12 protein-coding genes are annotated in these 17,997 nt (G+C 47.9%); 11 read left to right on the top strand and 1 reads right to left on the bottom strand.

Going from position 1 to position 17,997, the window contains the following annotated elements; translation table 11 throughout:
* The first annotated feature begins 129 nt into the window (after positions 1-129).
* From FJQ58_RS08305 to FJQ58_RS08265, 9 genes are all read left to right on the top strand, one after another.
* Complete coding sequence (locus tag FJQ58_RS08305; protein WP_139992218.1) at positions 130-1,749, top strand: AraC family transcriptional regulator; 1,620 nt, start codon at positions 130-132, stop codon at positions 1,747-1,749.
* Between the two features lie 117 nt (positions 1,750-1,866).
* Positions 1,867-2,910, top strand: coding sequence for an NAD(P)/FAD-dependent oxidoreductase (locus FJQ58_RS08300; protein ID WP_139992216.1), 1,044 nt, complete (start codon positions 1,867-1,869; stop codon positions 2,908-2,910).
* A 259-nt stretch (positions 2,911-3,169) separates the two neighbouring features.
* Positions 3,170-3,697 carry a hypothetical protein gene (locus tag FJQ58_RS08295; protein ID WP_139992214.1) on the top strand — a complete coding sequence of 176 codons (528 nt, stop codon included), beginning with the start codon at positions 3,170-3,172 and terminating at the stop codon, positions 3,695-3,697.
* Positions 3,698-4,002: 305 nt separating this feature from the next.
* A complete protein-coding gene (locus FJQ58_RS08290; protein WP_238403911.1) occupies positions 4,003-4,938 on the top strand; it encodes an ABC transporter permease in 936 nt (311 codons plus the stop codon).
* A gap of 81 nt (positions 4,939-5,019) precedes the next feature.
* Positions 5,020-5,844 carry a carbohydrate ABC transporter permease gene (locus FJQ58_RS08285; protein WP_420799820.1) on the top strand — a complete coding sequence of 275 codons (825 nt, stop codon included), beginning with the start codon at positions 5,020-5,022 and terminating at the stop codon, positions 5,842-5,844.
* 79 nt (positions 5,845-5,923) lie between these two features.
* On the top strand, positions 5,924-7,591 hold the full coding sequence (locus FJQ58_RS08280; RefSeq protein ID WP_139992208.1) for an extracellular solute-binding protein: 1,668 nt from the start codon (positions 5,924-5,926) through the stop codon (positions 7,589-7,591).
* Between the two features lie 131 nt (positions 7,592-7,722).
* On the top strand, positions 7,723-9,639 hold the full coding sequence (locus tag FJQ58_RS08275; protein WP_139992206.1) for a cache domain-containing sensor histidine kinase: 1,917 nt from the start codon (positions 7,723-7,725) through the stop codon (positions 9,637-9,639).
* Positions 9,611-11,197: a response regulator transcription factor gene (locus FJQ58_RS08270; RefSeq protein ID WP_139992204.1), complete on the top strand. Its 1,587-nt coding sequence runs from the start codon at positions 9,611-9,613 to the stop codon at positions 11,195-11,197. Before FJQ58_RS08275 ends, FJQ58_RS08270 begins: the two co-directional genes overlap by 29 nt.
* Before the next feature lie 644 nt (positions 11,198-11,841).
* Entirely contained in the window at positions 11,842-13,374 is a 1,533-nt protein-coding gene (locus FJQ58_RS08265) for a stalk domain-containing protein (protein ID WP_139992202.1), read from the top strand.
* Positions 13,375-13,478: 104 nt separating this feature from the next.
* Here the strand turns inward: FJQ58_RS08265 and FJQ58_RS08260 are convergent, their stop codons facing one another.
* Positions 13,479-14,714, bottom strand: a complete 1,236-nt coding sequence (locus FJQ58_RS08260) for a hypothetical protein (RefSeq protein ID WP_139992200.1) — start codon at positions 14,712-14,714, stop codon at positions 13,479-13,481.
* Between the two features lie 412 nt (positions 14,715-15,126).
* On the opposite strand from FJQ58_RS08260, the gene FJQ58_RS08255 reads away from it, so the two are divergent.
* Both FJQ58_RS08255 and FJQ58_RS08250 read left to right on the top strand, forming a co-directional pair.
* Positions 15,127-16,980, top strand: a complete 1,854-nt coding sequence (locus tag FJQ58_RS08255) for a cache domain-containing sensor histidine kinase (protein ID WP_139992198.1) — start codon at positions 15,127-15,129, stop codon at positions 16,978-16,980.
* Complete coding sequence (locus tag FJQ58_RS08250) at positions 16,949-17,995, top strand: response regulator transcription factor (protein WP_162341385.1); 1,047 nt, start codon at positions 16,949-16,951, stop codon at positions 17,993-17,995. The genes FJQ58_RS08255 and FJQ58_RS08250 overlap by 32 nt, the downstream gene beginning before the upstream one ends.
* The last annotated feature ends 2 nt before the right edge of the window (positions 17,996-17,997 follow it).

Genomic DNA, 17,997 nt, shown 5'->3' with positions numbered 1-17,997 from the left:
GCAGCTGGTATCGAGAATAGCCGTTGAATGTTCGAATAGGGCTGCTCTTCAACGAAGGTTGAAGAGCAGCCCTATTTACGTTACACTAAAAGTGATAATCATTCTCATTTTTAGAATGGGGTTAAATATATGGATTTGCAAGCTAGAGGCTCTTCACAGACTGCGCCAACTACGTTCTACCTTTTGCAAGCAGCAGAGTTTATCCGTGCGGTTAGCGATGCTGAGAGAAGTCATGGAGACAAGGCATGCTTTACACTATTGATTATGACTAATGGTAGAGGAATGATACGGATGAAGGAGGAACAGCTTGCTTTCATCCAAGGCAAATGTTATCTTCTTCACCCGGGAATGGAAGCCCAGATTGAGCCGGATGGTTATGGCTGCTCTTATTATCTGCTTGAATTCAGATTACAAGTAGGGCTTGCGCCAGCTGCTGCTACTATTATTCCTGATCGGACGGTGCTGGCTTGCACGCCATTTGCAAGAGTACTGGAACTTCTCGAGGATCTGCTCGCATACAGCCATCCTGTAGAGGAACTGCAGCTTTTTTACCGTTATGTCCGTTTTCAGGAATTGCTGCTGCTCATTTTGAGTCAAAATCATGAATCGGCAGCGATCGGCAATTCACCGGAACTGCTTGATAGGCAGGGAATAACGTTGTCTATAAAACACATCCATGAGCATTATCGTGACGCGCTGACTGTGGGAGAGCTTGCTGCAATTGCGAGTACCGATCGCTGGAAGTATACTCGTCTCTTTAAGGATGCCACAGGGCTGGTTCCGCTGCAGTATTTAAACCGCATACGCATAGAACAAGCGAAAAAATGGTTGGCGGGCAGTGAGGACAACCTCTCTGCTGTTGCTCAGTATACTGGCTACACAAATGAATATTATTTTAATAGGCGATTTAAACAATTCGTTGGCATTACGCCGGGGCAGTATCGCAGCAGCCATCGCGGCCAGCCCCGAGTGATTGCTCCGTTTCTTGAGGATTACATGGTTGCGCTTAATATTACGCCAGTTGTTCAATATTCTCATGCTGTCTGGGGAAAACAAGATTATCTAGCACTGGACCACATCCCTACTTTTGATGAGTCCAATGGAGATTTTACGCCCCTCGCCTCATATAGCCCGGATTGCATCATGCTGCTGGACCGGTATTGTGATACGGAATATCGGCAATGTCAGGAAATTTCACAGACGCATATCCTTAAGGAGATGGGCCACAATTGGCGGACTCTGCTGCGGATCGTTGGGGATTATTTTGGCCGTTCGGAGCGGGCAGAAGAAGTGATTGCGGGTTATGAGGCGAAGGCGAGGGCGGCCCGCGAGAAGCTGGGACGCAGCAGGAAGCGAGAAACGGTAGCTTTCTTGCGTATTTCAGCGGATAACGTTTATCAGTATACAGATAGGGGACGTGGATTCGCGACAGCCGTTCTTTACGGAGATCTTGGACTCAGCCCCTATCAGATGAATGAAGCTGCCGAAGAGGAGAATCAGGCAAGAATGAAAACCTTTACGTTGGAAGAGCTGTCTGCGCTGACGGCAGATCATTTATTCATTACGTTCGACAAATGGCACAGCCAGGCAGCGGGAGCGGAGAGAACGCTCCTTCAGCATCCAGTTTGGTCGGCCCTCCCGGCCGTACAGGGTGGGCATGTCTATGAGGTTGATTTTATGACATGGATGAACTATGGCGTCATTTCGAATGCCAAGAAGATCGATGATATTTTGCAGGCACTGGCCTAAAGTAAGATTTGTGCAAAAAATTGAAGCGTTTTGTCCATTGCTATTAAAAAGAGGCTAAGCTTACAATGAAATTGATAATCAATATCAAATGAACGAACTGGAGCAGGAGGAATAACGTTGACAGAACAACTGCAATTATATGATGTAACGATTATTGGCGGCGGACCGGCAGGAATGTATGCTGCTTTCTATAGCGGGATGAGGGATTTGAAGACCAAGCTGATCGATGCGAATGAAAGCCTAGGCGGGCGCATGCTCATTTATCCGGAGAAAATGATTTGGGATGTCGGAGGTGTGACGCCGACGCTGTGCGAGAAGCTGATTACTCAACTGGAACAGCAAGCGAAAACGTTTGATCCAACGATTTTGCTAGGGGAGCAGGTCAGCAACCTAGAGAAGCTGGAAGACGGTACCTATTTGCTGGAGACCGTTAGCGGCGGGAAGCACTGGACTCGTACGGTCATTTTGGCTATCGGACGCGGCATTTTGAAAATGGCGAAGCTGGAGCTTGAAGGTGCAGAGCGGTATGAAGTTACTAATCTGCATTATACGGTTCAGGAGCTTGAGCCGTTCCGCGGGAAGCATGTGCTCATCTCAGGCGGGGGGAACTCTGCGGTGGACTGGGCGAATGAGCTGGAGCCGATTGCGGCGAAGGTAACGGTTGTGCATCGTCGGGATCAATTCGGCGGACATGAGAAAAATATTGTCAAAATGAAAGAATCCTCCGTAGACGTACGGACGACCTGCGAGGTTAGCCAACTGTACAGCGGGAATGGCGAGACGATTGACCGCGTAACGGTGACGCATTTGGAGACCGGTCATTCGGAGCAGCTAACGGTGGATGCGGTTATTGTTAACCATGGGCTCAAATCCGACTTTAGCGGCATTAAAGAGTGGGGTCTTAGCATGGATGACTGGAATGTGTATGTGAATGCGAAGCTGGAGTCTAACCTGCCAGGGATTTTTGCTGCCGGAGACTTCGCGCATTATGACAGCAAGATCACGCTCATTGCCGGGGCATTTACGGACGCGGCACTTGCGGTTAACAGCGCAAAGCTGTTTATGGACCCAGAAGCGCCAAGAATGGCGTATGTATCATCCCATAATGCTCGTTTTAAAGAAAAGAACAAGGCGCTTGGCGTAGTGGATGAAGAGGAATAGGCGGCTACAACGTAATTCAGATGCAGGGCATAGGAGGGGGACCTCCATGGCTCTGCATTTTTTGCGTTTGTTTTGTTAAACGAACCATGCAACAAAATAAACGATCGCCTATACTTTCTCTTAATTTCCAACACTTGACAATTATTGTGGCCGATTATAAAATACAACTTTAGATAACTGCAGTCCACAGCTATTTGTTAACGTGGATAACAAAGAGACAAGCAGTAAAGCAATCCAATAGGGTGGTGGAAAGAAGACGATGAATTCTCGCAGAGATGCCTTATTAAGCTCCACGGGAAAGAAAAAAGGTTTCTTTATTTTATGTTTCATACTTGTTGCAGCAATCGGAGTAGGCGCCGTATATGTCATTAAGGGATCTAAGCAACAAACGAACGATCAAGCACAATCCGAAATCGTAACAGAGGAGTATGCGAAAACCCTGGAGAGCCAAGTGAATATGTCGGGCAGCATAGAGACAAACGACGGCAAGAACTTATCGATTTGGATGGCTCCGATGAGAAGCAATAATTTCGGAATTATTCCATGGACCCAGGGGGAAACCTTTACGTTGACTGTGGAAAGCGTTAGGGAGCAAGAGCTTGAGATTGGCATCATGTCCGTTTCCACGGACGAGATATACAGCGAAACGATTGAATCGGGCACGGGCAGCGTCGATATTGTCATTCCGGAAGATGGAGACTACCGAGTTTTTATCCAAAATAATGAATTGAATAAGGCGGAATTCCTCTTAAAACTGAGCAAGGCGATTGAAGGGCCGATTACGTAAGAAACGGAGACAAGGGAGCCTGCTTTCGGATGTAGGCTCCGTAGCGGAATAAAAGAAAAAGTGACATAGATGTGGTGGATGCAGGATTTGGCATCCACCACTTTTTTGTGCCCAAAACCGACAGGAAACGCCTAAAACCGAAAAATGGCGACCCGAATACGAAATCTCAAGCCTTACGTGGGTGGGAATAACGAACTACAATTAGGATATAAAAGTTGCAAAGGCTTACATTCGTTACCCATTAGATTTACATCAGCATGGAGGTCATATTTTTGAAAACACAGCTCAATTCGGCACCGACTTCCCTGTCTGCCGCGGATGCGAAGGCAGCGAGAAGCAAATGGCTCAGAAAATTGTACAGCCAACGTCATATTCAGATTATGGCGCTGCTTGGCGTCGTATGGATGATTATTTTCAACTACGTACCCATGTATGGCGTCATCATTGCTTTTAAAGAATTTAACATCGTTAAGTCGATAAGCGAAGCGCCTTGGGTAGGCTTCATGCACTTTAAGGAGTTTTTCCAGGATGATAGCTTCATGGACGTTATGCGGAATACGCTTGGCATCAGTCTCATTAAGCTGGCTATCGGATTTCCGCTGCCGATTATTTTCGCCTTGTTTCTCAACGAGGTTCGCTCAGTGGGCTTTAAGAAAGCGATTCAGACGATTTCGTATTTGCCTCACTTCTTGTCTTGGGTCATCCTAGGCGGCATTTTGACCACTTGGCTGGCGGACGTTGGGGTAATTAACAATCTATTGCTCGCTATGAAATTCATTAAGGAACCGATTTCGTATCTCGCGGAGCCTAGCTATTTCTGGAGCATCATTATTACCTCGGATATTTGGAAGGAGCTTGGCTGGTCGGCTATTATCTATCTGGCAGCGATCGCCAGCGTATCGCCGGAAATGTACGAGGCGGCTACCATTGATGGAGCAGGCCGCTTTCAGAAAATGTGGTATGTCACCTTGCCGAGCATTAAATCGACGATTTCAATTCTGTTTATTCTTGCGGTGAGCGGCGTGCTCAACTCCAACTTTGACCAAATTCTCGTGCTGCGCAACTCGCTTAACGAAAGCGCAAGCAATGTCATCGATATTTATGTTTATCAGACAGGGATGCAGCAGGGACGGTACTCTTACTCCACAGCAGTAGGATTGTTCAAATCCGTTATTGCGCTTATCCTGCTCTTGATTGCAAACCGGGTGACGAAAAAAATGAACGACACTTCACTTTTCTAGAAACGGAGGCGGCGAAAATTGTTTAGCATTAAACGGAAAACAAAAGGAGAAGCGCTTTTCGATCTCTTCAATAATTTTGGCATGTTGGCCATTTGCTTTGCAACGCTTTACCCCATATGGTACGTGCTCGTAAATGCATTTAATGAGGGGCAAGACGGCATGCGCGGCGGCATTTATTGGTGGCCGCGGGTATTCAGCTTCGAGAGCTTCGATGCGGTGTTTCAAAGCAGCGGCATTATGACCGCGATGGGCATTACGGTTGCCAAGACGCTGCTGGGTACGGTGCTTCACGTCTTTTTCACGGCGATGGTTGCTTATGCCTTCTCCCGCAGAGGGCTGATTGGCGGCAAAATCTATATTCTCTTCGGTACGGTAACGTTGTTCTTCGGAGGCGGACTCATTCCGACCTATCTGCTTATGAAGGATCTGCACTTGCTCGATAATTTCCTAGTCTACATTATTCCGGCGATGTTTAGCTTCTTCGATCTAATCATCTTCATGACCTTCTTCCGGGATATTCCGGACGGGCTGGAGGAAGCAGCGCGGATTGACGGGGCCAATGACTGGCTGATCTTCATTAAGGTCATCCTACCGGTGTCGATGCCGGTCATCGCTACGATTGCGTTGTTCCACGGCGTATACCAATGGAATGATTATTTTGCAGGCGTGATCTATATGAACAATATGGATTTGCAGCCGGTCCAGACGTATTTGTATCGCGTGGTTGCGCAGTCCAGCTCCAGCCAGATGCTCGCGGCTATCCCGGGTGGCATCGGCAAATCGGTAACGACACAGTCGATTAAGCTGGCAACGATGGTCGTCACAACACTGCCAATTGTGCTTGCTTATCCGTTCTTACAGAAGTATTTTGTCAAAGGCATGATGATTGGTTCGATTAAAGGCTAGATGGCGGCATTTCCTTCTGCCCTTTATCGAGCGGAAGATTGCATATATAATCATTCATACAGAGAAGGGGATTACAAACATGAACAAGAAACCAAAGGTCAAGAACCTGTTGATGCTCATGATCGCTGCGGTTATGGTGATTACGACCGCTTGCTCCTCGGGCGGCAACAGCAAGAATAGCAACAATGAGACAGGCAAGGCTCCCGCTGAGGATGTAAAGCTGACGCAGGACGATAAGGGCTGGGAAGTGGACAAAAGCCCGATTACCTTCGACTGGTATATCAATTTTTCGTGGTTTCCGAACAAATGGGGCGTTGACGCTACCTCCAAATATATTACCGAAAAAACCGGCGTTAACGTAAATTTCATCGTTCCTGCTGGTAACGAAGCAGAGAAAATGAATACGATGATCGCTTCGGGCAGCCTGCCGGACTTTATTACGCTGGGCTGGTACGAGGAAGCGGTTAAGAAAATGATCGAAGGCGGCCTTGTGCTTCCGCTCAACGAGCTCGCTGACCAATACGATCCTTATTTCTACAAAGTAACGGACCCTGCCAAGCTTTCTTGGTACAAGCAGGAGGACGGCAATGTATACGGCTATCCGAACTCGTCCTCTTCTCCGAAGGACTATGAGAAGTTTGGGGACAATATCGTATCGACCCAAACCTTCCTAGTGCGCAAGGATATGTATGAAGCGCTTGGAAAACCAGATATGCGTACGCCGGAAGGCTTCTTGAAAGCGCTGGAGGATGCCAAAAAAATGTATCCGGACGTTAACGGACAGCCATTGATTCCGCTTGGCATGTACGATTTCAGCGACACGGGCAACGCATCCCTGCAGCACTACATCCAGAACTTCCTGGCTATTCCTTATGCGAAGGATGGACAATTGTATGACCGCGACACCGATCCTGAGTATGTGAAATGGCTCAAAACGATGCGTCAAGCCAATGAAAACGGGCTTCTATCGAAGGATATCTTTATTGACAAGCGTCCACAAATGGAAGAGAAAATCGCGCAGGGCCGTTACTTTGCGATGCTGTACGCCAGATCCGATCTTGCCAACCAGCAAAATGCTCTGTACGCCAATGATCCTAACTCCATTTACATTGCTGTAGATGGACCTGCCAACGCTAATTTAGATCAGCCTACACTGGCTGGGCCATCGATTTCAGGCTGGACGGTAACGCTGATTTCCAAAAACGTAAAAGACAAAGCGCGTGCGATTCGTTTCCTAGATTACATGATCTCTGAAGAAGGGCAGCATGACACGTTCTTCGGCAAACAAGGCGTGACGTGGGATAACATCGATGGCAAGGACCAATTCCTTCCAGAAGCACTTGATTTGCTTAATTCCGATCGCGGTGCATTTGACAAGCAGCTCGGCGCCTCCCATACGTTCTGGATGATGATGGACACAAACCTTACGCCAATTTGGTCGCCGCCAGCGGTGGAGCCGTTCAAGCAGCTTGAAGATTGGACGCGCGGCAAATCGGTTAGCTTGTCTGAATTTGATCAGCTAAACCCTACGGGCACTTCGGAAGAAGGCATTATGAATACGAAGATAGGCCAAGAGTTTGGCAAAGTGCTTCCAAAGCTGCTGCTTGCCAAATCCGATGCCGAATTTGATAAGCTCTGGGATGAGCATCTGGCTAAGCGCGAAGCATTAGGCTTCAGCAAGGTTCAGACATTCAAGCAGAAGCAGTATGAAGTTAACGTGGCTAAGCTAGAAGAAGCTACGAAATAGTCGGGTTACAGCTCCTTATTGGAGGAAGGCCCAAAGCGAAGGTGCTCTAGATCCGGAAACGGTCTGGGGTGCTTTTTGCCGCATGAGAGAGTCATAACAGTCAATTATATTTAGGGCGGACGTGAGCAGGAATGGGCAGAAAGCTAAAATCATTTGTTCAATCGGCGGCAACCTGGCTCGGTCGCAGGTCGATGCAGAGCCGGTTGGTCGCGGCATATATCGTTATTCTCTTGATCCCAAGCATAGGGGTATCGAATTATCTGTTCAGCCAGATCAGGGACAGCTATATCAACGATACCCTGAAGCAAGGGCAATATTCGCTTGAGATGGAAAAAGTGAATATCGTGAACCAGATTGAAGCGATGGAGCTTGCTGCCCAGCTCACCGTCTCGAAGCCGGAAATATTGGAGTATGTGTCGGTGAAGGCAGATCTGCCGGTGGAGGAGCTGCTTGATCTTTACCGGGGCCCGCTGACGGATATGATTAATATTCAAACCAATAACCCCAACATTATTCATTTGCGCTTATTTGCCAATAATGTTCATATCTCGGAAATTTGGCCGATTATTTTCCACGAACGACGGATTCAGAAAGAGCCTTGGTATGCCGAACTGGACAGGCTGGGAGATCAGGAGCTGTGGCTGTTCAAAGACCAGGACCCCGATATTTTACACCGGAACGTGACAGAGGGGACGGACCAGCTGCCAAAGGTTTCGCTTGTACGGGCGATTCAATCCGGGAGCACGCGAATCGGTGTCATTCAAGTGGAAATGCTGCTCAAGCAGTTCTCGCCTAAGGCGTTTGCGAGTGTAAAGGATGAGGGCTCGCAAATGATGCTATCGGATGGCAACGGTACTATTTTTTTCGATGAGAATCAGCCTTTTGTTGGCAGGGACCCGGAGCTGCGCGAAGCGATCTTGAATGAGTTTGCGGAAATGAACAAACATGGGATTGCCGAAAAAAGGTTTATGGTCGATCAGCATCCGTACCTGCTTATATCTGCGCCTCTGGAGCAAGCGAATGCCGAGCTATTGAATGTGGTCTCCTTGCAGGCGGTTAGCGAGCATATTTCCAAAGCAGAAAAACAAATTATTGCCGTTAACCTTATTCTGATCGGGCTGTTGTCGGTCATTACTTACCTGATGAATGCTTTTATTCTCAAAAACCTGAGCCGTTTGACGGAAGCGATGAAGAAGGTCCGAAGGGGAGAGATGCCGACAGGCCTCCCGCTAGGCGGGGGTGGCGAAGTCGGGGAGCTGGCCCATCATTTTAATAAATTGATTCATACCATTAATGAATTGATTGCGCAGGGAGTGAAGAAGCAGGCGTTGACAAAGGAAGCCGAGCTTCGCACCTTGCACAGCCAAATCGACTCTCATTTCCTCTACAACACGCTTGAGAATATTAAGATGTTGGCGGAGATGGAAAACCAGCGGACCATTTCGGATTCGCTTACTTCGCTTGGCGGAATGATGCGCTACAACTTCAAATGGTCGGGCGAGTATGTCAGCTTGCAGGATGAGATTCGCCATATTCAAAATTATATTGCGGTCATGAATATCCGTTTTGACGAGCCTATTCAGCTGGAGCTCAACATTCCACCAAGGCTGATGGAGATTGAAGTGCTGAAAATGTCTTTGCAACCGATCATTGAAAATGCGGTCAAGCATGCATGGATGGGGATGGAAGCGAGCCAGAGCGGCATCCGAATTGATGTTTCCGAGAAGGAGGACGATGGGATCATCATCTCGCTTAGGGATAATGGCAGAGGCATTGAAGCTGAGCGGCTGAATCGGTTAAATGAAATGATTCGTAGCGATGAGAGCGGCAATGGGCCATCGACGACGGAAATGATTAATAGGAAGCAAACGTTCGGCATTGGGTTGCGCAACGTCCATCAACGTATTCGGCTGTATTATGGAGAGCGATACGGACTAAAGGTATATAGCAGCGAAGGGCATTTTACAGAAGTAGTGATTACCCTTCCTAAGGTGCTGTTAATGGGAGGAGGCTCAGGCCATGATGAAGTTGTTAATCGTCGACGATGAGAAAAATATCCGATTAGGGCTCAAAACCATGATTGAACGGGAGTTTCCGGAGCAATATGAGATCCGGACGGCCATTCATGGGGAAGATGCGCTAGCCCAATATGAGCGCGAACGGGCCGATATTATTTTAACGGATATTCGGATGCCTGGGATCGATGGCATTGAACTGATCAAGCGGCTGACGAAAGAAGAAGAGTCCGAGCAAAAGCCGATTTTTGTTATTTTAAGCGGGTATGATGATTTTGCATACGCCAAAGCGGCCATCGAATATCAGGTGAAAAACTATTTGCTGAAGCCGATCCGCCGTGACGAGCTGTTCGATTCGCTGCGCAATAGCGAGATCACGCTGCAAAAACGAGCGGAGCTGGCCGAGCGGGTAGCTATAAGCGATACGTACCGCGAACAGCTCCGAATCAATGGGCTAAGAGAGTGGTTTAGGCAGGGCGAGCCATACATGGAGAATGAAAGCGATTTTGAAGCCAAAATCGGATTTGAGCAATTTACACTGCCATTTACTGTCGCTGTCTTGAGTTATAAATCGGAGAATGGCGACTCGATGAACAAGGAAGAATTCAAGCTGCTTGTGGAGAAAATGCTGCAGCCCATTGAGGGTGCGCTGGATGTCTCGTTTCTGGATAGCGAGAACAAGCTTGTTCTTATTGGCAGTCCCGCATTTCGGTTTGTGGAGTTGTTCAGACAGGCAGGCGGTATCGATTTGGAGGGCCTGCGCATGGGAATAAGTGCGGAGGGACAGCGGCTGGAGGATTTATATGAATGTTACAAGCAGGCAGGTACGGCTTTGCAATATTCGTTCCTTTATTCGAACTGCCGCCTGCTAAGGCACGAGGATATTCGAGAGAAACAACAATCCTATCCGGTACCGGACGAGGATATTCGAAAGCTCGGCAATATGCTGGGGACGGATCGGGAGCGGGAGATTCAGGAGCTGCTGAAGCAGATCTTTCATATCGAGGACATTCCGGATGTCAATATTGACTATTTAAAGCGCGTAGGCCAAATGATCAATGAACAGGTGCTCGATGAAGTGTTTCGCATTTATGGTGAAGAGTCCATCGAGGTGCTGAAGCTGTACCGGAAAGTAGGCAGTATGGACAATTTCCGCAGCTTTCACGACTATTACCGGAGCCTGGAGCTACTTCTGGCAAGCGTAAACGATTATGTCCGCGGCATCCGCTCAGCGTATAGCGAGCATTCGGAGATTAAAGCGGCGGTCGCGTATATGGAGGATAATTACTATCGTCCCCTGAATATGGCTGTAGTCAGCAATCATGTCGGTTTGAATTACTCCTACTTCAGCGAGGCCTTCAAAGTGCATACGGGTGAAAATTTCGTCGGCTTTCTGAAGAAAGTGCGCATCCGCAAAAGCAAGGAGCTGCTGCTCGAGGGCAGCAGGAAGATGCAGGAGATCGGCAACGCCGTCGGCTTTGAGAACAGCAAGCAGTTCTCACGCGTGTTCAAGGAGCTGGAGGGCATCTCGCCGCAGGAGTATCGCCTTAAGGTGCGCTCGGACGCCGGGCTTAGCAAGGTAGAGGAGTAACCAAAGTGGAGGAGGAGCTTAGGCTCCTCCTTTTTTATTTTGGAAGGGAGGCAGGTTGGAGCGACTATAGGAGCACCTGAAGGGGCAGACAAATGATTAACTTAAAGAGCGCACCCAAAGAGCACCCAAAGAGCACCCAAAGAGCACCCAAAGAGCACCCAAAGAGCACCCAAAGAGCACCCAAAGAGCACCTCATAGTTGTGTGTGGTTCAATTTATGAATCAAAGTTCGAATAATTTACTCATTTAGAAGGAATTTTTCTCGTTAAAATAGCGTTATTCGGCTAGGATATGAATTAGCTGGAAATAGTCCTGTTAATGTTATGGATTTACCCGATATGGTGCAGAAACCCTGATATTAGAGGGAGAAATTCCTTCTAAACTACAGAAAAAGCTGAATTCCCCTAAATTAACGGTATGATTTCCTACTAATTGATTTGAAGTGAAGCAAAGATCAGCTGAGTCCGTACAGGGATGCAGATTGATGTGCATTATTCCTCTTTCTCGTATTATACAAATCGATTCCTTTTCCAATCCAAGAGAATTACATTTCCAAAAATAGAATAAATTGCAACAAGTCTGATGTACTGTTCGTTTATATATGAAGGAGTCGAACGATAGTATGGCGATGGGAGGATCGAAGAGATGAGGATGAAGGCAGTTAGGGTACAACAAACGGCAATGCTAGTATTTGTTTTTATTGTGGCCGTGTTAAGCTTACCTGTTAATTCAATGCAAGCGGCGGAAGGGAGTCCTACTAATAAATTTCTCACTGGCATTACTCAGGTTGAGATGAGCGGGGGAAATGGAGTAGCCTTGGACAATCAGGGTACCGTATGGAGCTGGGGTGCGAACGATTATGGTGAGCTCGGCGATAATACGAAAGGATTTAAGTCGGCTGCCGTACCTGTGTTTAGTGATGCGGCAAAGATTCAATTTGACGGGTACACCATGGTTCTCAAAAAAGATGGAACGGTGTGGTATTGGGGCGGTAATGGTAACGGACTGAACGGATTAGGGACATATAATGAAAAAGATGATGATCTTGTTATAGCGCCTGCACAAGTTCATCATTTAGCCGATATCATTGATATCGCATCCAATGAAGGGCATCATTTGGCATTAAAGGCAGATGGTACCGTTTGGACTTGGGGAAGCACTTCGTTTGGAGAATCAGGAAGAATTGACGTAAACGCATATAAACCTGCAGATTACCGAGAACTGTTCAGCAAGGCTGCTGTTCCCAAACAAGTAGAAGGGCTTAAGAATATCGTTTCCGTTCATGCAGGAAGCTTCTCCTCGGCTGCAATCAATAACCAAGGAGAGACATGGTTATGGGGTCATTATTATGGCTGGGGCGACGAAATCCCGTTTCTGATGTATCCGGTTAAACTTGAGGGTATAAAGGGCAAGAAGGTTGATGGCACATGGGAAAAAACATTCGTGTTGGAGCAAGACGGCACGGTATGGGAGTTACAACAAGGATTAAAACGGAAGAAGCTTGCTTCCTCAGCCATTGATATTGATTGCGGAAACTTTGCTTGTGCAGCTCTATATGCTGACGGTACCTTAAGCGCCTTATATAGTCCGGACACAACTCGCAACTATCCCTTCCAAATAGCAGGCATTTCAGATGTTAAAGATTTTGCAGTCCATTCGGTCAGTCAAGACCAATTGATGATCGTAAAAAAAGACGGGACGCTCTGGACGAAGGTTCCGTTCGGAATTGCAGCGGGAAATGAATCGGTTATGGACTACTATAACCAAATGAATATCCCTTACGCTGAGATGGACCCAAAGCTGCGGCAGGTGATGAAGGCCATCAATGTACAACTGAACGGAAAGCAACTTCCGCTTACTGCGAATCCGTATATCTATAAAGGCGTTACGTTCGTACCGCTGAGGAGTACATTTAATGAACTGGGTGCAAAAGTATCGTACATACAAGGGAAGATGACGATCTCGACGGCTGGTCACACTCTTAACCTAACCATTAGGGAAAAAGAGGCATTCATCGACGGCCGGGCTGTCACACTGGAGTATCCCCCGATGATTATCAATACGATGACTATGGTGCCTTTGCGTTTTGTCATAGAGGCATTGGAGAATAAAATTGAATGGGACCCTGACAGCCGATTGATTAAAATCAGCAGTCCGAACGATCGGGCTGATCGCTAACAAGCAAGAAGACACAAGCCCCGCTGGAGATAGCTCCAGCGGGGCTTGTTGTATCGCGCAGTCACTCAGGTAGCTTAGCCTATAGGTTCAGCGCGGCAGGCTGTTTATCTTTTAAAGTAAATATGCGGTGTGCCGTAGGTCGCGATCGAGCTGCCGAACGGATCGGCAGAGCTGCTCTTGACGAGCTCAAGCCCGCCCCATTTGGAGATAATTGCGGTGGGGTTGCCGCTGGCATCCCAGCTTGTGACTTTCGCGAAATGGTATTTCGTATAATAAATGGCGTCAGGGAAAGGAATTGGCGTCATCGACGCGGTTGCATAGCTTGTGCCGGGTCTGGAGGCGTGCGCGCCTTGTTTTTTCATAAAGTTGATAATGTCCGTGTCGTTCCCTTGCTGAGGAGAGCCTGCATACAGCGGATCGTAAATGTCGGCAACAAAATGGTAGCAGGTGAAGCCGCTAGTTGCGCCGCCAGCGAAGCTGTTGTCGGTTGGAGAGTTGTAGTACCATGTGGAGTCGTTACGCTGGTAATAGGTTGCATCCATCTCGGTGACATAGATGGGCCTTGAATTGACGACGACCGAGGACCCCCGGATGTCATTGGGATAGGTGGCGGTTATTTTCAATGTCGGTTTCTGTGCGCTCCGGGCATCGTAGTGTTGATGAAAGGTGTAGTCCAAGGTGTAGCGCCCCAGTGCTCCGGAATAAGCCATTGTGCCAAGCGTGGTCGTGCCGCTGCTTGTCGTTACGGAAGCAACTACTGAAGTTGGCGCACCCTCCACATAGGCATCGATGGTGTACGTATTGCCTTTTAACAGGAAAGAGGAGCCGGACCCTGCTTCATAACCTGTCGTATAGTTGAAGGAACCCGGGCTGTTTAGCCGCACCTCTCCGGGAGTAACCGCGGTAATTTCCATTTGGGAAAGATTAAGGTTGGCGGTGCTGCCGCTAAAGTCATACATGTACAGGTAGTAGTCCCCATCGAGGTAATTGGAATAGGCGTTGTAAGGATTTAAGGTTTGCTCATACATGGAGATACCGTTCGGAAAGTCGGGGGTAATTCGTGCAATGGCAAAGTTGAAGGTCGTGCTGCCGGAGCTTCTGATTTTGTAACGGTATTTGTCAAAATGCATCTTGAACCGCACTTCATTGCTGGTATAGCGGCTTGGTGAATGCGGCGTGTAGGTGCTTCCGTTAAACGTTTCTAATCCGGTGTAGCGAGTGAATACCGTTGCGCCGCTGCTGTACGATATTTCTCCCGGCAGGGCTGATCCGACGACCGGAACTGAAGCCAGCCCCAGTAGTACGAGTGCAGCTATGAGACCTTTTTTAAACCAGTTCATGACTTACGCCTCCTTTATAATAAATGCGATGAATCTACTCTAGATTAAGCGGTAATTTGGAAAAAACAAGCATAATTTCGCGATAAAAGGACATTATATAAAAATATTTTTTTGTTATAAAAATGCAATGAAAATGCGATAATCCCGGACTATAAAAGACAATCTCGCCATATAGGCTTCGGAAGCGAATGTCATTAAAATAAAAGGTTTATGGAAAATAGTGCTCATAATATCTGTTAATTTTGGCTCGTGGTACTTCTGCCCAACCATCGTTATGTCATAATCATCAGTTTCATGTCAAAATCATGATCAATCGTTTAGGGGAATCTTAAATCGGTCTCGTCCTCAAAATTATCCATTATAATGGGTAGCATAACTTCATAGCTAGGGATGGCAAAAAGGGGCGGACGATATGGGATTTTTTATGAATGCTTCGCTTCAGAAGAAAATTATTTTTTTAATGCTGCTGCTGTATGTGCCACTTCCGCTGCTTGGCCAATTTTGGTATGAGAAATCATACAAAGCAATCAAGGAGAATGCGATCGGCTCAAGCTATCAGTTAGTTAACCAGGTCAATGACCATTTAGACACGTATTTTAAGGAAATCCAGCGGTTAATGTACCCTGTTCTAGTGAATGACCTGACCTCTGATTTCTTAAACGGGAGGATGACGGATTCCTTTGAACGCTTCCGGCTGTCCGAGCAAGTAGAGCGAAAGCTGCTGAATCCCCTTATGACTAATAGAGAGGACATCCACGGAGTTTCGCTCGTTACCGGCAAAGGCATTGCCGTCTCCTCCTCCAGCTTTATGTCGGCAGAACGAAGGTTTGCTATCTATGATAAGCGGATGAAGGACATCGGCAAATTTGTCATTATGGGACTGGAGCACGAAGAGGAAGGCCCTACCTTTCTTACGATGGCGATCAAATTCAGCAGTTTGAATTACGGCGATGAGGATAGGGGCATGCTGATCGTCGATTTGAAGCTGGACGAAGTGATTAACATTACTCAAAATGTCCGTATTGGCAAAACAGGTTATATTTGGATCGCCGATCCCGAGCAGAAAACAGCCTATCACCCAAGCGGCTACGGGGCAGAAACGAGTATACCTGAGCATTACCTCAAGCAAATGGGGGATCAGCGTCGCGGAACATTTACGATGCCTACGGATGAAGGAAACAAGCTGGTCGTGTTTTTTCGCTCCAACAGCACCGGGCTTACCTTGTTCTCCGAGGTTCTCCTCGATGAGCTCAATTCCTCGCTGCTGAAGGTCAGCCGAATTTCTACGTTCGTTTCACTTTTGTTGTTTTTTCTCGTCATGGTTGTTGCAAGCGCAGTCATGTACTCTCTTAGCAACTCCCTGCTAACGCTGCTGCGACTAATGAAGCGGGCAGAGCTGGGCGAGCTTAGCGTACGTGCCCCGGAGAACAAGAACGCTGAGATAGGAAGCCTTTACCGCGGCTTCAATAAGATGGTGGGCGAAATCAAACGGCTGGTCGAGATCGTTCACGTATCGGAGCTTAGGGAAAAAGAGCTGGAGGTGAAGCAGAAGGAGGCGCTGCTGCACGCGATGCAGGCGCAAATTAATCCCCATTTCCTGTACAATACACTCGAATTTATCAATTCCAGCGCGATCGTCGAGGGGAATGACAAAATCAGCCGAATGATCGTATCGCTTGGAGATATGTTCCGTTACAATGTGCAAAATCCGAATGATAGGGTTACTTTGTGGGACGAGAAGCAGCATATCGAGGCTTATCTATCCATTCAAGCCGAGCGTTACGAATCCTTGGCCTATTCGGTTGAATTAAAACCGGAGCTGGGTTACCGCGTGATGTCTGTCCGTTCCATGCTGCAGCCAATCGTGGAGAATAGCTTCAAGCATGGCTTTCAAAAGCATAAAATACCGCCCAATTATGTTCGGGTATCTGCTGCGGAGACGGCTGACGGCTGTCTCGTTTCCGTAGAAGACGGAGGCAAGGGCATGACGGAAGAGGTGCTCGACTCCTATAATCAGTTGTTCGATATGCCTATCAAGGAGCTGATGGAGCATAGGCCCTCGACAGAAAATAAAATGTCTATCGGATTGCTGAATGTGCATACTAGAATACGATTGCTGTTCGGAGAGCCTTACGGGCTGTTCATCGCCGCATCCGGCGCAGACGGCACCTGTATTGATATTTTGTTACCCGTCAAGCTCGAAGACCATCATGATGGAAGCAAAGGAGACGGCCATGAATTACCGAATTCTTCTCGTGGACGATGAAGCGATGAGCAAGAAAAGCTTATTTAAAATGTTGACTGCCGCGAACGCAAGCTACCAAATCGTCGGGGAAGCCTCTGATGGAGAGGAAGCGCTGCAAATCGCTAGGCGCGAGCTGCCTCATATGGTTATAACCGATATCAGCATGCCGGTTATGGATGGCATCGAGCTTATCCAGCGGCTGCGCGAGGACGGCCATGATATGGATATTATGATTTTGTCAGGCTACGGCGAATTTGAATATGCGCAGGAAGCGCTGCGGCATGGCGTCGTGGATTATATCCTGAAGCCAATGAAGCCGGAGCAGGTGCTCGGGCTGGTAGCCAAGCGATTCGAGCATTTTATGAAATCCAGACAGATTGCCATTATCAAAAATCAATTAATCGCACCGATTAGCTCGGCGGCAGAGCGAATCGGCCATGAGCTGTGGATTGCCAATGAGCCGGGTATGCGTCAAGAGATGAACAGTCTCTTTGGGCTGATGGACGATAAGGGGGGCATGCAGGAAGAGCGTGTGTCGCTGCTTCGCGATGCGGCCTCCTTGATCCGAAACCGGCTGCAGCCGCAATTTCCGCATGAAGCGTGGGCATTTCCTTACGAGAGCCAAAGCTATGAAGAAGCCTCGGCTTCTTTCGCAGGATGGCTGGAGGGCCTTTTAATTGAAATCAGGGATAAGCGAAATTGGGGCAAGCGTGGCGTGATCCATCAGGCGATCGATTATATTAAGGCAAACTTCTCGGATTCCGAGCTCCATTTGGAGAAGGTGCTTGCCCCGCTCGGCATTTCCTCGACGCACTTCTACCACATGCTCATGGAAGAGACGGGCATGTCCTATATTGCCTACCTTACGCATATCCGGATGGAGCATGCCAAGGCGCTTTTGGAGCATAGCGATTTGAAAACGTACGAGGTTGGCCAGCGCTGCGGTTACCCGGATTATCCTCATTTTACGAAGCGGTTCAAAAGGCAAATTGGCCTGTCGCCCTCGGAGTACCGAAAAAACATGCGGCATTTATGAAA

Source organism: Paenibacillus paridis (assembly GCF_006345825.1).
Classification (GTDB): domain Bacteria; phylum Bacillota; class Bacilli; order Paenibacillales; family Paenibacillaceae; genus Pristimantibacillus; species Pristimantibacillus paridis.
Note: the sequence above shows the minus strand (reverse complement) of the source record. Positions and strands in the feature narration are given on the sequence as shown.

Excerpts from the sequence above, each read along its gene's own strand:
- FJQ58_RS08280 (WP_139992208.1), top strand. The coding sequence starts at position 5,924 with ATGAACAAGAAACCAAAGGTCAAGAACCTGTTGATGCTCATGATCGCT.
- FJQ58_RS08250 (WP_162341385.1), top strand. The coding sequence starts at position 16,949 with ATGAATTACCGAATTCTTCTCGTGGACGATGAAGCGATGAGCAAGAAA.
- FJQ58_RS08260 (WP_139992200.1), bottom strand. The coding sequence starts at position 14,714 with ATGAACTGGTTTAAAAAAGGTCTCATAGCTGCACTCGTACTACTGGGG.
- FJQ58_RS08265 (WP_139992202.1), top strand. The coding sequence starts at position 11,842 with ATGAGGATGAAGGCAGTTAGGGTACAACAAACGGCAATGCTAGTATTT.
- FJQ58_RS08305 (WP_139992218.1), top strand. The coding sequence starts at position 130 with ATGGATTTGCAAGCTAGAGGCTCTTCACAGACTGCGCCAACTACGTTC.
- FJQ58_RS08270 (WP_139992204.1), top strand. The coding sequence starts at position 9,611 with ATGATGAAGTTGTTAATCGTCGACGATGAGAAAAATATCCGATTAGGG.
- FJQ58_RS08285 (WP_420799820.1), top strand. The coding sequence starts at position 5,020 with ATGTTGGCCATTTGCTTTGCAACGCTTTACCCCATATGGTACGTGCTC.
- FJQ58_RS08295 (WP_139992214.1), top strand. The coding sequence starts at position 3,170 with ATGAATTCTCGCAGAGATGCCTTATTAAGCTCCACGGGAAAGAAAAAA.
- FJQ58_RS08275 (WP_139992206.1), top strand. The coding sequence starts at position 7,723 with ATGGGCAGAAAGCTAAAATCATTTGTTCAATCGGCGGCAACCTGGCTC.
- FJQ58_RS08255 (WP_139992198.1), top strand. The coding sequence starts at position 15,127 with ATGGGATTTTTTATGAATGCTTCGCTTCAGAAGAAAATTATTTTTTTA.